Origin of the sequence: Streptomyces sp. CA-179760 (assembly GCF_050937045.1) — a bacterium.
Lineage (GTDB): Bacteria > Actinomycetota > Actinomycetes > Streptomycetales > Streptomycetaceae > Streptomyces.
In genome coordinates this window covers 1,175,864-1,188,575 of sequence record NZ_JBNJLZ010000001.1, presented here as the reverse complement: position 1 = coordinate 1,188,575, position 12,712 = coordinate 1,175,864, and the positions used below count along the sequence as shown (strand labels likewise).

Here is a 12,712-nt window from a genome sequence, read left to right as displayed (position 1 = left end):
CTGGCGCACGGGAGGGCAGCCGACGGGGCGCGCGCGACCGGAGAGGAAGCGGCCGGTGAGCGCGGGATCCCCGGGCCCATGTGGCCGGGGACGGCCCCATCGGCGGGACGGCGGGCGGCATCGTTCCCGCGACCGGAGGGGAGCGGGCCGGCGGGACTCACGGGGAGCATGCGGCCGACGGGGCCGGTACGTCCGCAACGGAGCCGGCCGACGAGGCCCCTGCGGTCGAACCCGCCCCGGGCGGTGGCCGGCGGGGCGACACCGTCGCCGGTGTCGTGCGGCAGTGGCGGGCCGTGCACCCCGGGCTCGACACCGGGCCGATGGAGGTCATCGGCCGGATCAACCGCTGTGCCGCCCTCCTCCAGCAGGCCGAGGACGCGCCGCTGCGCAGGGCGGGGCTGAGCCGCCCGGAATTCGACCTGCTGGGCGCGCTGCGCCGCACCGGGCACGAACTGTCCCCCGGGGAGCTGGCCCGGGAGACCTTCTCTTCGGGCGCCGCCGTCACCAAGCGCCTCAAGCAGCTGACCGAACGCGGTCTGGTGGAACGCCGGGCCGACAGCCGCGACCGCCGCATCGCCCACCTCCGCCTCACCGACGCCGGACGCGAACTCGTCGACGGCGTCCTGCCCGCCCAGCTCGCCTACGAGACAGCGGTCCTGTCCGGCCTGGACGCCCCGGAGCAGGGCGAACTCGCCGCCTTGCTCGGAGAGTTGCTCGGCCAGCTGGAGGGCCGCCTGGGCGCGCTGCGCGGGTGAGCCGGACCTGCCTCAGTCGTTCTCGCCGGCCCGGTACACGCCGAACACCGCCCCCTGCGGGTCCCTCAGCACCGCGATGCGCGGCCCCTCGGGCACGGACGTGGGCACCATCAGGACGTCCCCGTACCGCTGGACGACGGCGGTCGTCGCGTCCACGTCCGCCACGGCGAAGTACGGCAGCCAGTGCGCCGGCACCTCGGGCGGGAACTTGTCGTCCATGGACACCATCCCGCCGAAGTCCGCACCGCCGACGCCCCATTGCGTGTACCGCTCCGAGGCGTTGACGCTCCAGCCGAAGACCCGCGGGTAGAAGGCGACGGCCTGCTCGGGATCCCGGGTGAACAGCTCCACCCAGCCCAGCGCACCGGGCGCGTTGAACAGCCCGGCGCCCGGGAAGGCCCCCGCCTGCCACAACTGGAACACGGCACCGGCCGGGTCGGCGACCACCGCGAAACGGCCCACGTCGAACACGTCCATCGGGCCGAACAGCACCGCCCCGCCCGCCTCCGCCACCGCACGCGCGGCGGCGTCCGCGTCGGTCACCGCGAACGAAACGTTCCAGGCGACCGGCTGCGACGGCTGGTACAGCGGGGCGAGCGCCGCGACGGCCGCGTCCCCGAGGTGCGCGACGGAGTAGCCGCCCGCTTCCTGACGCGGATCCGTCACGGGCCGCCAGCCGAACAGTCGCGTGTAGAAGCGCTGGGCCGCGTCCAGATCACCGGTCCCCAGCTCGGTCCAGCAGGGCCCGCCGATCACCGGTGCGTCGAGCTTCATGGCGTGCGTTCCTTCCGCCGGCGGAGAGGCGCCCCCTCCCAGCACGCTAAGCCGCGCCCCGGGCCCCCTGCCAGCCGGGAAAACCCACTGGCGTGCCGCACCGGCCCCGACGTACCCTCGCCCCGTACCGCACCGCGTGGCGGCCTCCAGCTCCTTCACCTGCCCGGAGGTACCCCATGCCCGCGCCCGAGGTGCGCCCCTTCCGCCGAGCCGACCGCGACCAGCTCACCGACCTGGTCAACATGCACGTGGCGGCCGTCGTCCCCGGTGTCTCCGTCTCCGTGAACACCGTCCTCGGCCACCTGGAGCGACAGCCCGGCGAGTTCATCACCGATCCGTGGGTGGCCGAGCGGACGACGCTCGTCGCCGAGCAGCGTCGTCGCCGCGGCCCACCTGCTGCGCTACCGCGCCGATGCCGAGGTCGGCGAGAGCTATCGGGACATCGCCGAGATCAACTGGTTCGTGCACGGCCCGGCGGCGGCGCACCGGCCGGACACCGGCCGGGCCGCCGACCTGCTGATGAGGGCGTGTCTGGCGCAGCTCGCCCGCTGGAACGTCCGCGGCCGCTACGCCGACGGCGCACTGCCCGCCCCGCTCGTCTACGGCCTGCCCCGCAACTGGCCCCACATCCGGGCCGTCTACGAACGCGCGGGGTTCCAGCACATCGGGGACACCGAGGTCATCCTGATCGCCCGGGTCGCCGACCTGCCGGCGCACGAACCCCGGCCGGGCGTCACCGTCGAACGCACCCTGGGGGAGTGCGGCACCCGCTTCACGGCCTACGCCGACGCGCACGCCCTCGGCTTCGTCGAGGTCGACACGGCCCTGGCCCGCCCGGAACGGCATCCCCGCGCGGCGGGCCTGGCCGACATCGGCAACCTGCACGTCGACCCCGCGCGGTACGGCACCGGCCTGGAGCACTGGCTTCTGGCCCAGGCCGCCGACTGGCTCCGCCTGTGCGGCGTCGACCGGCTCGTCGCCTACGAGTCGGCCGCCGACAGCGCCAGGCTCGACCTCCTGACGGGCGCGGGCTTCCGTGAGCTGACCCGTACCGACCGGGGCTGGGAGCACCGCCCCGGCTGATCTCAGATGCCGGGCCGGTACCGCATGGGGTGGTCCGCCGGGACCTCGACCAGCACGATCGGCGTCCCGTCCGGGTCCGCGATCCACATCTCGACCAGCCCCCACGGCTCCTTCACCGCCGGTCGCACGATCTCGACGCCCTTCGCCCGCAGTTCCTCCTCCGCCGCGGCCACGTCGTCGACCTGGAGCCAGAGGCGTACGGCGGGTGACGGGGGAGTGTCGGACCGGCCCGCGACCTCCAGGAAGCCGCCGCCCGTGAAGTAGACCGTGCCGCGTTCGGGACCCGTGCCGAACTCCCGGTAGACGGCGAGGCCGAGCTGCTCGCCGTAGAAGGCACGGGACCGCTCGGGGTCAAACGGGCGGAGCAGGATCCGGCTGCTGAGTACATGCACCATGCACGAGAGCCTAGTGGCGGCGCTACTCTCGTCCATGCCCCAGCCACGCCCGGAAACGGAGACGCACGCCCATGGACACCGCTGACACCGCCGCCACCGCACTGACCTTCCGCGATGCCACCGACGCCGACGTGGACGAGCTGGTCGCTCTGATCGAGTCGGCGTACCGGGGGGACGACAGCCGGGCCGGATGGACCACCGAGGCGGACATTCTCGAAGGCCAGCGGACCGACCCGGAGGGCGTGCTGGCCGTCATCCAGTCGGCCGACAGCCGGCTGCTCGTCGTGGAGCGGGAGGGCGGGATCGTCGCGTGCTGCCAGCTCGAGCACCGCGGGGACCACGCCTATTTCGGGATGTTCGCGGTCAGCCCCCGGCTACAGGGCGAGGGCCTCGGCAAGGTGATCATCGCGGAGGCGGAGGGGCTGGCCCGCGCGACGTGGGGCGTGACGGAGATGCACATGACCGTGATATCCGTACGCGACGACCTCATCGCCTGGTACGAGCGGCGCGGATACCGCCGTACGGGTCGGATGACGCCCTTCCCGTACGGCGACGAGCGCTTCGGCATCCCCCAGCGCGAAGACCTGAGGTTCGAGCTGCTGGTCAAGGAGCTCGGCTAGCTGGGCGTCCCGGGACGTCGGTGACAGGCGACACGCGTTGAGTGGTCCTCGAACGGGGCGAGGGCCTCTGGGTTCGGTGTGGATTGCGAAGTCTGCACCGATGCCCAGGAGGCCCTCTTTGTTCCGCTGCCACACCGCACTCGGCAGCCAGCCACCCATCAGCCGCGTGAACAACGCTGCGACTCAATACACCTAGGCCGTGAAACGGCCCGTGCGCTTGATGTCCGGGTGGTCGGTGGTCGCGCCGTCCAGGCCGAACGCCCGGACGAGCCGCAGATGGTCCTGTGTGTTCACCACCCAGCCGATGATCCGCAGGTCCGCCCTGTGCGCGCGCTCGACGATCTCCAGGGTGAGCCGGCGGATGTTCAGGCAGACGGTCTCGGCGCCGACCGCGACGGCACGGTCCACGATGTCGGTCCCGTAGCGGCTGGCGATCAGCGCGGTGCGCACACCCGGCACCAGTGGCTTGATCTCGGCGATCGCCTCGTCGTGGAACGAGGACACCTCGACCCGGCCGGCCAGCCCGCGCTGGTTCATGACCTCCGCCAGGGCCCGCGCCGCCTGCTTGTCCTTGATCTCGGCCTGCAGTGGCGACTGCACCGCCTCCAGGACCTCCTCGAAGACCGGCACCCGTTCGCCCCGGCCCGCGTCCAGGGCGCGCAGCTCGGCGAGGGTCTTCTCGGCGATGGGCCCGCTGCCGTCGGTCGTGCGGTCCACGTCCGTGTCGTGCATGACGACGAGCGCGCCGTCCTTGCTCAGATGCAGGTCGAGTTCGATGGCGTCGAGGCCGGCCTCCTGGGCGGCGACGAAGGACCGGAGGGTGTTCTCGGGTTCCACACCCATGATTCCGCGGTGACCGATGGTGAGGAAGTTCAAGACGCGACTCTCTTCCGTCGACAGGCGGCACTGGAGGCCTTACGGCCCACCTGGACCGTATCGCCTGTACCCGCCCTCTGCAGAGGCCGAGGGCATGGTCGGCACACATCCGGGCATAAGCATGGCCGACAGGAAAAAGTGCGGCGAAGCACAGGGTGCGGCAGGATAATTTTCGGAGGGTGCCCTTGCTGGGAGGAACCTCGTGTGTATACGGTCGAGGTACGCGAGATTCTCCCGTGGAAGGTGGGACATGACGGAAATTCTTGTGCAGGTGGGTTCGGAGGACCTGGTTCCTCCCGTGGTCAGGGTGGTGGAGCACCCGGCATGGCCCGTGCTCAAGGATGCCGTGGAGCGGATCCGGCCATGGCAGTCCAAGGACGGGTCGATCGACTTCGACGCCGAGGGCGCGCCGGAGCCCGCAGACGCCGAGCTGGCCGTCCGCCGGGCCGCCGACGCGGTACTGGAGCTCTCCCCGCTGCTCCCGCACGACGCCGCCTATCACGAGGCCCTGGTCAAGGACCTGCGCCGGTGGGCCGACGGCGGCTTCGAGGTGCCCGACTTCCTCGACTCCCTGCTGGCCTTCCAGCCCGCCGCGAGCCGGGCGGACGGCCTCCAGCACCTGGTCGTCTTCCCGATGTACACGCAGAACGGCAACCCGGACCGCAATCTCGAAGCGGTCGTCCTGCGCATGGTCTGGCCGGACTGGCTGTCCGAACTGGAGCGCACGCGCTACGACAACCCGCTGTTCTGCGGCATCAAGTTCGAGGACTTCACGGCCGGATACGACACCAACTCCGCCGTCCTGTTCCCCGAGACCATCGCCGTGCGCGAGGCGCCCGAGCGGTTCAGCTGGGGCGGCATCTTCTGCGACCGCGAGGCCGCCCGCTTCCGCCGGGTGACCGACGCCGCCGTCGACATCCTGGGCCTTCAGCTGCCCGAGGACGTCGCCGCGATGGTCCACGACCAGAAGCGCTGCGAGGAGGCGTTCGTCCTGTGGGACATGGTCCACGACCGCACCCACAGTCACGGCGACCTGCCGTTCGACCCGTTCATGATCAAGCAGCGGCAGCCGTTCTGGATGTACGGCCTGGAGGAGCTGCGCTGCGACCTCACCGCCTTCAAGGAGGCCGTGAAGCTGTCGGCCGAGGGCGTCCCGCAGGCCCGTGACGTGCAGGTCGCGGTGCTCCTCGACCGAATGTTCCGTTTCCCGGTCACCGGCGAGCGCGTGCGCAACTACGACGGCCTCGGCGGCCAGCTCCTCTTCGCCTACCTGCACAAACACGATGTCGTCCGCTGGACCGACAACAAGCTGACCATCGACTGGGAGCGTGCCCCGCAGGTCACCAATCAGCTGTGCGCCGAGATCGAGCAGCTGTACCGCGACGGCATCGACCGCCCCAAGCTCGTCCACTGGTTCGCCGGGTACGAGCTGGTCTCCACGTACCTCTCCCCGCACCCGGGCTCCAAGTGGGCCAAGGGCCCCGATGCCCTGGACGTGACACAGCCGCCGCGGAAACTCGTCGATGACGTGCTTCCGGACGAGTTTCCGCTGAGCATGTTCTATGAGGCACTGTCCAAGAAGCTGAAGAACGTGATCGCCTCCACCAAGGGCATCACGGCGGACGGCGCCGAGCGGATCGCCGCGTGAGCGGCGGAACCTTCCGCGGAACCGGGAACACTGCTCAGGAGGCGAAGAAGATGGCGGGGAACGGAGCTCTCAGCGGTGCGGTGATCGCGGTGGCCGGCGCGGGCGGGCCCGCCGGCCGGGCGGCGCTGCTGCGACTGGCCGAGGCGGGGGCCACCGTCGCCGCCGCCGACAACGATCCCGAGCGGCTGGCGGAGGCCGTGGACGCGGCCCGCTACGCCTCGGGCGGCGCCAGCGTCATCGGCGAGCCCGTCGACCTGCTGGATCTGCAGTCCACCCGAGACTGGGCCGAGCACATCGAGAAGGACTTCGGCCGCGTGGACGGCGTGGTCCACCTCGTGGGCGGCTGGCGCGGCAGCGAGACCTTCATCAAGACCAGTCTCGACGACTGGGACTTCCTGGAGCTGCTGCTGATCCGCACCGTGCAGCACACGTCGCTGGCCTTCTTCGAGGCCCTGCAGCGCAGCGAGCGCGGCAGGTATCTGCTGATCAGCGCGGCCGGTGCCACGAAGCCGACCGCGGGCAACGCCTCGTACGCCGCCGCCAAGGCCGCCGCCGAGGCCTGGACGCTCGCGCTGGCCGACGCCTTCCGCAAGGCGGGGGGCGCCGAGGGCCCGACGTCCGCCGCTGCCATCCTGGTGGTGAAGGCGCTGGTGCACGACGCGATGCGCGCCGAGCGACCCAACGCGAAGTTCGCGGGCTTCACCGACGTCAGGGACCTGGCCGAGGCCGTCGTGGGTGTCTGGGACAAGCCCGCCGCCGAAGTGAACGGAAACCGTCTGTGGCTCACCGAGAAGCCGTGAACCCGCCGAAGACCGACGCGCGCCGCCATCACGACCCGGAAGTCCGCGGTTTCGCCAGCGACAACTACGCCGGCGCCCACCCGGAGGTGCTCGCCGCGCTGGCCCTGGCCAACGGCGGGCACCAGGTCGCGTACGGGGAGGACGCGTACACCGAGAACCTCCAGAGCGTCGTCCGCAGCCACTTCGGCGCCACGGCCGAGGCGTTCCCGGTCTTCAACGGCACCGGCGCGAACGTCGTCGCCCTCCAGGCGGTCACCGACCGCTGGGGCGCGGTGATCTGCGCCGAGAGCGCGCACATCAACGTCGACGAGTGCGGGGCCCCGAACGGGTCGGCGGCCTGAAGCTGCTCACCGTGCCGACGCCCGACGGCAAGCTCACCCCCGAGCTGATCGACCGGCAGGCGTACGGCTGGGACGACGAGCACCGCGCGATGCCGCAGGTCGTCTCCCTCGCCCAGACCACCGAACTGGGCACGGCCTACACGCCGGACGAGATACGCGCCATCTGCGAGCACGCCCACGCGCACGGCATGAAGGTGCACGTGGACGGCTCCCGGCTGGCCAACGCCGCCGCCACCCTGAACGTCCCGATGCGGACGTTCACCGACGCCGCCGGCGTCGACCTCCTCTCCCTGGGCGGCACGAAGAACGGTGCCCTCTTCGGCGAGGCCGTCGTGGTCCTGAACCAGGACGCCGTCAGCCACATGAAGCACCTGCGCAAGCTGTCCATGCAGCTCGCCTCCAAGATGCGCTTCGTGTCGGTGCAACTGGAGGCCCTGCTCGCCCGGGACCTGTGGCTGCGCAACGCCCGGCACTCCAACGAGATGGCCCAGCGCCTCGCCGAGGGTGTACGCGCCGTGCACGGGGTGGAGATCCTTTACCCCGTGCAGGCCAACGCGGTGTTCGCCCGCCTGCCGCACGAGGTGAGCGAGCGTCTGCAGAAGCGGTTCCGCTTCTACTTCTGGGACGAGGCCGCGGGCGACGTCCGCTGGATGTGCGCCTTCGACACGACCGAGGAGGACGTGGACACGTTCGTGGCGGCGCTCAAGGAGGAGATGGCCCGCTGACCCGCGCTGTTCAGCGGTTGACGACGATCTCCGCGCTGTTGTTGCGCAGGTTCGGGTCGAACTCGCTGATGGACAGCTCCGGGTCGTCGTTGAGGGTCTCGACGGTGGTGCGTGCCCCGCGCACCACCCGGTCGATCCGCAAGGGGATCTCGAAGGTGTACGACGCCTTGTCGTGCAGGTAGACCGGCGTCCGGCAGAAGTAAGTCGTGCCGGACGTCCCTTCCGGCTCCTCCGGCAGCGACCAGCAGCGCTCCTGAGACAGGTTCACGGCCGTGGTGCCTTCCGGCGCCCGGAACCTCACTGTGGCCACGGGGGCGCCCACGCCCAGCGACGCCACCCAGGCCGGGCCGCGGTTGTGCACGGTGACACGGGCGGTCACGGTGTCACCGGCGCCACCGTTCACCCTGCTGCCGGTGAGCTTCAGGTCGGCGCTGTTCCGGGCGTCGAGGATGACGGTCCGGTAGTCGTCCTGAGGGTCGATGTCGGGATCCGTCGCCGTGGCACCGGCGGCGGCCACCGGACGCGGGTCGAGCTCGGACCCCGTGCCCCGGGTCCACGTCCACTCGCCGCGCATCTCCGCGAGCGCCTCGTCCGAGTAGGGATGGACGGAGTGGTCGAACCGCTCGTACATCGCCTTGCGCCCGACGCCCAGCCCGGTCTTCAGCGCGTACCGCTGCCCGGGCGCCACCGCCTCGTCCAGTACGCACAGGGCGGACGTGCCGGTTTTGTGCTGCCGGTACTCGCAGTTCGTGTGCCGCTCTTCGAAGCGCAGTCCGTATGAAGCGTTGAGCCACGGCAGGGTGCGCTCCGCGGTGCGGTTGCCGCTGTTGGACAGGGTCGCCCGCACGCTCGTCCGCGAGCCCGGCCTGAGGTCTCGCTGCCAGTCGGCCTGGCTGAGACCGAGGTCCGGCCCGTTGCCCACGCCGACCCGGGTCTCGCCCGGATGGGATGTCGCCTCCCCGGCGGTGGCCGCGTAGCGCACGTACCCCGAAGCGCTGACGTCCGCCCCCGGCAGCGCGCGCAGTTCGAAGGTGGCGGCCTGCACGAGGTCCGTCCCCGCCGGCATCTCCGGGACGGCGCAGACCGCCTCGGCCTCCGACTCCGGTGCGCAGTTCGCGGGCCACGACACCCGCGCGAACGAGGCGATCTCGCTCACGTCGACGGTCAGTCGCCCGGCCGGCAGGGCGTCGTCGGCGACATCGCGGCTGACCTGCACGGCCACGGTGCGCGCACGGGCGTCACCGTTCGCGTCCGCGCCGGGCAGCACCGTCTCGTACGGTGCGCTGATCCACAGCTGGTTCTCCATGGCGTACGCGGGCACGGCCCCGACTCCGGCCGCCGCCAGGGCGCAGGAGACGAGCGTGGCGCCGAGCAGGCGGTGTGGGTCCTTTCATGTCTTCCCCCTGGTCACAGATCTGCGGAGGCCGAGACCGGTGGCGCGGGAGGAGGGTTGTGGTCGGGCAGGTGGTTGCGGCGCTGTTCAGCCGTTCTCCCCCAGTGATGCATATATATACGTCGCGTCGAAAATGCATTGACCGAGGAGGGGTGTCGTTCCTATGCTCAACTCGCATGCAGCTGATCCAGGAAAACCCAGACCTCTCCGCCTACTTGGCCGCTGACGAGGTGATCGACCATCACCATCCGCTCGTTCGCGGAACAGCGGCCGAGCTGGCCAAGGGTGCGGCGAACTCGTATGAGTATGCGCAGGCGGCATTCGAATTCGTACGCGACACCATTCCGCACTCGCAGGACTCGGGCGATCTCCGCGTCACCTGGCGCGCCTCCGACGTCCTGGAACAGGGCACCGGCATCTGCTACGCCAAGGCCCACGCGCTCGCGGCGCTGCTCCGGGCCGAGGACATCCCGACCGCTCTGTGCTATCAGGAGCTGGAGGTGGTGCACGGTCTGGTCGCCGTGCGGTTCGACGGCGCGTGGCACCGGCAGGACCCGCGGGGCAACAAACCAGGTGTGGACGCGCGGTTCTCCCTCGACGGTGAGCGGCTCGCCTTCACACCGGATGCGGCGTCCGGTGAAACGGACTGTCCGGTCCTGTATGCCGCGCCTCACCCGGTCGTGCTCGACACTCTGATGTCGGCCCGTGACCGGCCCCACTTGTGGCAGACACTCCCCACCGCGCTCTGAGGCGGGATCCGAGCCCGGGACGGCCGGCCCGGGGTGTCAGTGCGCCTCGGCCGCCTTCACCTGCTCCGGCGTCGGTGCCGTGCCGCCGAGGTGGGCCGGCATCCACCAGGTGTCCTCAGGGCCCTTCGGGCGTACGGGGTAGGCGCGCTGGGCGGCCTCGAGGAGTTCCTGGACGCGCTCGCGCAGCTGACGCGTGATCGCGCCGGCGTACTTGTCACGGGAGGCCTCGATCGCCTCGCCGACCCGGATCGTGATGGGGATGTGGCTGCGCTTGAAGTTCCGGGGGTGGCCCTTCGTCCACAGCCGCTGCGTGCCCCATACGGCCATCGGGATCAGCGGGACGCCGGCCTCCTGCGCCATGCGCGCCGCGCCCGACTTGAAGCTCTTCAGCGTGAACGACTGCGAGATGGTGGCCTCGGGGAAGACCCCGACGATCTCGCCCGACCGCAGCGAGTCCAGGGCGTGCGCGTAGGCCGTCTCGCCCTGCTTGCGGTCCACGGGGATGTGCTTCATGCCGCGCATCAGCGGGCCGGAGACCCGGTGCCGGAAGACGGACTCCTTCGCCATGAAACGTACGAGACGCTTCTGCGGCAGGGCCGCCAGGCCGTCGAAGACGAAGTCCAGGTAGCTGATGTGATTGCTCACCAGCACGGCGCCGCCCGAGCGCGGGATGTTCTCCGAACCCTGGAGGTCGATCTTGAGGTCCCACGCCTTGAACAGCGTGCGGGCGAAACCGACGACGGGACGGTAGACGAACTCTGCCATGGGCGGGTCGGACCCTTCCTGCTCTGCCTGGGAAGGGATTCCCAGCGGAAGTTACGCAGCCGTAGGTTTACGGCTTGTCGCAGATCGTGCCCGAAGAACGGCCGGGTAGCCAGTCCTCGTGCCCGGCGGGGAGGAGATTCTCGTCACGTCGCCGCGTGATCTCACCTCGTGCTTTTACGCCCGTATTACTCCGCGCGTACCGCCACCCGGCGCACGAGCAGGTACAACTCGCAGCCCAGGCAGTACCCGAATGCCGCATTCAGGAAGGCCGCCGCGAGCGCCGCGCCGGTCGCCGCGAGTCCCAGCCAGTCGGGCCCCAGGGTGTAGCCGACGAGCCCGAGCCCGGCGAAGAGCAGTCCCACCGCCTGGGCGAAACGCGGCGGTTCGGGCGCCTCGAAGTCGGTCGGCGGCCCGAGTCGCGGCCGTACGGCCGTGCGGAACAGCAGGCCGTACGGCGACCGGCTCACCCCACCCGCCGCGCCGAGCAGGAACGCCAGCGTCTGCCAGGCCAGCAGCCACGCGCTCCCCGTGACCAGAACGACCGCCAGGAAGACGGCCGTCACGGCCGCGCCGAAACGCGGCCCTCTCGCATCGATGTCCATGGAACCAAGCATTCCGCAACGCGGCCCCGTGGGGAGGGCGGGAATCTTTGCGGTCTCGTGAACGCTTGACGCAGGTGATGACCGGACTGGTGGTGTGTGTCCTGGTGCTCGCGGCGGCGAGCGCCTACGGAGTGCTGCAACGGCGGCGGAGCGGGAGAGTGCGGGTGCGAGGGCGGGACGACGGCAAGCGGCTCGGCGTGGCGGAGCTGGGCGCGGAACTCGGTGAGCGGGCCACGCTCGTGCAGTTCTCCAGTGCGTTCTGCGCGCCCTGCCGCGCGACCCGGCGGGTCCTCGCAGAGGTCGCCGGCGTGGTCCCTGGAGTGACCCACGTCGAGCTCGACGCCGAGGCCCATCTGGACCTCGTGCGACGCCTGGACATCCTCAAGACCCCGACCGTGCTGGTCCTCGACGCCGACGGCCGGGTGGTGCGGCGGGCCACCGGGCAGCCGCGCAAGGCCGATGTGATCGCCGCGCTGGGGGAGGCGGTGTGAGGCCCCGGCACGGCCGGTGAGTGCGTCCAGTGAGTCATCTCCCACATCACGGAGCGAACTTGACTGTGCACACCATTTATCGTCAGCCTGACCCCATGCCTTCGGACCTCCTCGCCACGCCCGACCTCCTGCGCTCGGTCTTCCGGCGGCACGCGGCGGGGGTCGCCGTGATCACCGCTCGTGGCGACACCGGTCCGGTGGGCTTCACCGCCACCTCCCTCGCCTCCGTCTCCGCGGAACCGCCCCTGCTGTCCTTCGGTGTCGGCACCGGCTCCTCCAGCTGGCCCGCGATCGCGGCGACCGATCATGTCGGCGTCCACATCCTCGGCGAGCACCAGCAGGAGCTGGCCGCCACCTTCGCCCGCAACGGAGCCGACCGCTTCGCCCCGCCCACCGCCTGGCGGGAGGGGCCCGAGGGTGTTCCCCTGCTCGACGGCGTGCTGGCCTGGCTGGTGGCCCGGGTCGTCGCCCGCGTGCCCGCCGGAGATCACCGGCTCGTGCTCGCCGAGGTCCTGCACGGGGACCCCACGGGCGCAGGCCGTCCGCTCCTCTATCACCAGGGGCGCTTCCGGAGACTGCCCGACTGAGGGGCATGCCCTGCCCCCCCCGGGCTGCGGGACCGTCGAGTTCCGGTTACGCTGCGTTGCGAAGGTCACAGTTCAAAGCGCTTGCTTAGCGGGAACGAACTAGGTGTA

13 protein-coding genes and 2 pseudogenes are annotated in these 12,712 nt (G+C 71.0%); 9 read left to right on the top strand and 6 right to left on the bottom strand.

The window, feature by feature from the left end:
• Nucleotides 1-119: 119 nt before the first annotated feature.
• Complete coding sequence (locus ACQEV8_RS05175; RefSeq protein ID WP_432972446.1) at nucleotides 120-755, top strand: MarR family winged helix-turn-helix transcriptional regulator; 636 nt, start codon at nucleotides 120-122, stop codon at nucleotides 753-755.
• A 12-nt stretch (nucleotides 756-767) separates the two neighbouring features.
• On the opposite strand, the gene ACQEV8_RS05170 is transcribed toward ACQEV8_RS05175, so the two are convergent.
• Nucleotides 768-1,529 (bottom strand): VOC family protein, encoded by a 762-nt coding sequence (locus ACQEV8_RS05170; RefSeq protein ID WP_432957718.1) that lies wholly within the window; start codon nucleotides 1,527-1,529, stop codon nucleotides 768-770.
• A 176-nt stretch (nucleotides 1,530-1,705) separates the two neighbouring features.
• Here ACQEV8_RS05170 and ACQEV8_RS05165 point away from each other — a divergent pair.
• A pseudogene (locus ACQEV8_RS05165) lies at nucleotides 1,706-2,612 on the top strand (N-acetyltransferase).
• Between the two features lie 2 nt (nucleotides 2,613-2,614).
• On the opposite strand, the gene ACQEV8_RS05160 reads toward ACQEV8_RS05165, so the two are convergent.
• Nucleotides 2,615-3,007 carry a VOC family protein gene (locus ACQEV8_RS05160; RefSeq protein ID WP_432957716.1) on the bottom strand — a complete coding sequence of 131 codons (393 nt, stop codon included), beginning with the start codon at nucleotides 3,005-3,007 and terminating at the stop codon, nucleotides 2,615-2,617.
• A 71-nt stretch (nucleotides 3,008-3,078) separates the two neighbouring features.
• On the opposite strand from ACQEV8_RS05160, the gene ACQEV8_RS05155 reads away from it, so the two are divergent.
• Nucleotides 3,079-3,627 carry a GNAT family N-acetyltransferase gene (locus tag ACQEV8_RS05155; RefSeq protein ID WP_432957714.1) on the top strand — a complete coding sequence of 183 codons (549 nt, stop codon included), beginning with the start codon at nucleotides 3,079-3,081 and terminating at the stop codon, nucleotides 3,625-3,627.
• Between the two features lie 192 nt (nucleotides 3,628-3,819).
• On the opposite strand, the gene ACQEV8_RS05150 is transcribed toward ACQEV8_RS05155, so the two are convergent.
• A complete protein-coding gene (locus ACQEV8_RS05150) occupies nucleotides 3,820-4,503 on the bottom strand; it encodes a glycerophosphodiester phosphodiesterase (protein WP_432957712.1) in 684 nt (227 codons plus the stop codon).
• Nucleotides 4,504-4,753: 250 nt separating this feature from the next.
• On the opposite strand from ACQEV8_RS05150, the gene ACQEV8_RS05145 reads away from it, so the two are divergent.
• The 3 genes and pseudogenes from ACQEV8_RS05145 to ACQEV8_RS05135 all read left to right on the top strand — a co-directional run bounded on the left by ACQEV8_RS05145 (nucleotide 4,754) and on the right by ACQEV8_RS05135 (nucleotide 8,017).
• The gene (locus tag ACQEV8_RS05145) at nucleotides 4,754-6,151 is read left to right on the top strand and encodes a DUF6421 family protein (RefSeq protein ID WP_432957711.1); all 1,398 of its coding nucleotides are present in this window, start codon (nucleotides 4,754-4,756) and stop codon (nucleotides 6,149-6,151) included.
• Nucleotides 6,152-6,201: 50 nt separating this feature from the next.
• The gene (locus ACQEV8_RS05140; RefSeq protein WP_432957709.1) at nucleotides 6,202-6,951 is read left to right on the top strand and encodes an SDR family NAD(P)-dependent oxidoreductase; all 750 of its coding nucleotides are present in this window, start codon (nucleotides 6,202-6,204) and stop codon (nucleotides 6,949-6,951) included.
• A pseudogene (locus tag ACQEV8_RS05135) lies at nucleotides 6,948-8,017 on the top strand (threonine aldolase family protein). Before ACQEV8_RS05140 ends, ACQEV8_RS05135 begins: the two are co-directional and overlap by 4 nt.
• Before the next feature lie 10 nt (nucleotides 8,018-8,027).
• Here the strand turns inward: ACQEV8_RS05135 and ACQEV8_RS05130 are convergent.
• Nucleotides 8,028-9,338 carry a hypothetical protein gene (locus ACQEV8_RS05130; RefSeq protein ID WP_432957707.1) on the bottom strand — a complete coding sequence of 437 codons (1,311 nt, stop codon included), beginning with the start codon at nucleotides 9,336-9,338 and terminating at the stop codon, nucleotides 8,028-8,030.
• Nucleotides 9,339-9,586: 248 nt separating this feature from the next.
• Between ACQEV8_RS05130 and ACQEV8_RS05125 the strand changes: the two genes are divergently transcribed.
• A complete protein-coding gene (locus ACQEV8_RS05125; RefSeq protein WP_432957705.1) occupies nucleotides 9,587-10,159 on the top strand; it encodes a transglutaminase domain-containing protein in 573 nt (190 codons plus the stop codon).
• 36 nt (nucleotides 10,160-10,195) lie between these two features.
• Here the strand turns inward: ACQEV8_RS05125 and ACQEV8_RS05120 are convergent, their stop codons facing one another.
• Complete coding sequence (locus ACQEV8_RS05120) at nucleotides 10,196-10,924, bottom strand: lysophospholipid acyltransferase family protein (RefSeq protein ID WP_432957703.1); 729 nt, start codon at nucleotides 10,922-10,924, stop codon at nucleotides 10,196-10,198.
• Between the two features lie 185 nt (nucleotides 10,925-11,109).
• Nucleotides 11,110-11,526: a DUF4395 domain-containing protein gene (locus tag ACQEV8_RS05115; RefSeq protein ID WP_432957701.1), complete on the bottom strand. Its 417-nt coding sequence runs from the start codon at nucleotides 11,524-11,526 to the stop codon at nucleotides 11,110-11,112.
• A 77-nt stretch (nucleotides 11,527-11,603) separates the two neighbouring features.
• Between ACQEV8_RS05115 and ACQEV8_RS05110 the strand changes: the two genes are divergently transcribed.
• Complete coding sequence (locus ACQEV8_RS05110) at nucleotides 11,604-12,017, top strand: thioredoxin family protein (RefSeq protein ID WP_432972443.1); 414 nt, start codon at nucleotides 11,604-11,606, stop codon at nucleotides 12,015-12,017.
• Between the two features lie 95 nt (nucleotides 12,018-12,112).
• Nucleotides 12,113-12,604: a flavin reductase family protein gene (locus tag ACQEV8_RS05105; protein ID WP_432957699.1), complete on the top strand. Its 492-nt coding sequence runs from the start codon at nucleotides 12,113-12,115 to the stop codon at nucleotides 12,602-12,604.
• Nucleotides 12,605-12,712: the final 108 nt, after the last annotated feature.

What these genes read in the sequence shown, in the direction of transcription:
- ACQEV8_RS05170 (WP_432957718.1), bottom strand. Translation starts at nt 1,529, where the DNA reads ATGAAGCTCGACGCACCGGTGATCGGCGGGCCCTGCTGGACCGAGCTG.
- ACQEV8_RS05160 (WP_432957716.1), bottom strand. Translation starts at nt 3,007, where the DNA reads ATGGTGCATGTACTCAGCAGCCGGATCCTGCTCCGCCCGTTTGACCCC.
- ACQEV8_RS05155 (WP_432957714.1), top strand. Translation starts at nt 3,079, where the DNA reads ATGGACACCGCTGACACCGCCGCCACCGCACTGACCTTCCGCGATGCC.
- ACQEV8_RS05145 (WP_432957711.1), top strand. Translation starts at nt 4,754, where the DNA reads ATGACGGAAATTCTTGTGCAGGTGGGTTCGGAGGACCTGGTTCCTCCC.
- ACQEV8_RS05140 (WP_432957709.1), top strand. Translation starts at nt 6,202, where the DNA reads ATGGCGGGGAACGGAGCTCTCAGCGGTGCGGTGATCGCGGTGGCCGGC.
- ACQEV8_RS05125 (WP_432957705.1), top strand. Translation starts at nt 9,587, where the DNA reads ATGCAGCTGATCCAGGAAAACCCAGACCTCTCCGCCTACTTGGCCGCT.
- ACQEV8_RS05120 (WP_432957703.1), bottom strand. Translation starts at nt 10,924, where the DNA reads ATGGCAGAGTTCGTCTACCGTCCCGTCGTCGGTTTCGCCCGCACGCTG.
- ACQEV8_RS05115 (WP_432957701.1), bottom strand. Translation starts at nt 11,526, where the DNA reads ATGGACATCGATGCGAGAGGGCCGCGTTTCGGCGCGGCCGTGACGGCC.
- ACQEV8_RS05110 (WP_432972443.1), top strand. Translation starts at nt 11,604, where the DNA reads ATGACCGGACTGGTGGTGTGTGTCCTGGTGCTCGCGGCGGCGAGCGCC.
- ACQEV8_RS05105 (WP_432957699.1), top strand. Translation starts at nt 12,113, where the DNA reads ATGCCTTCGGACCTCCTCGCCACGCCCGACCTCCTGCGCTCGGTCTTC.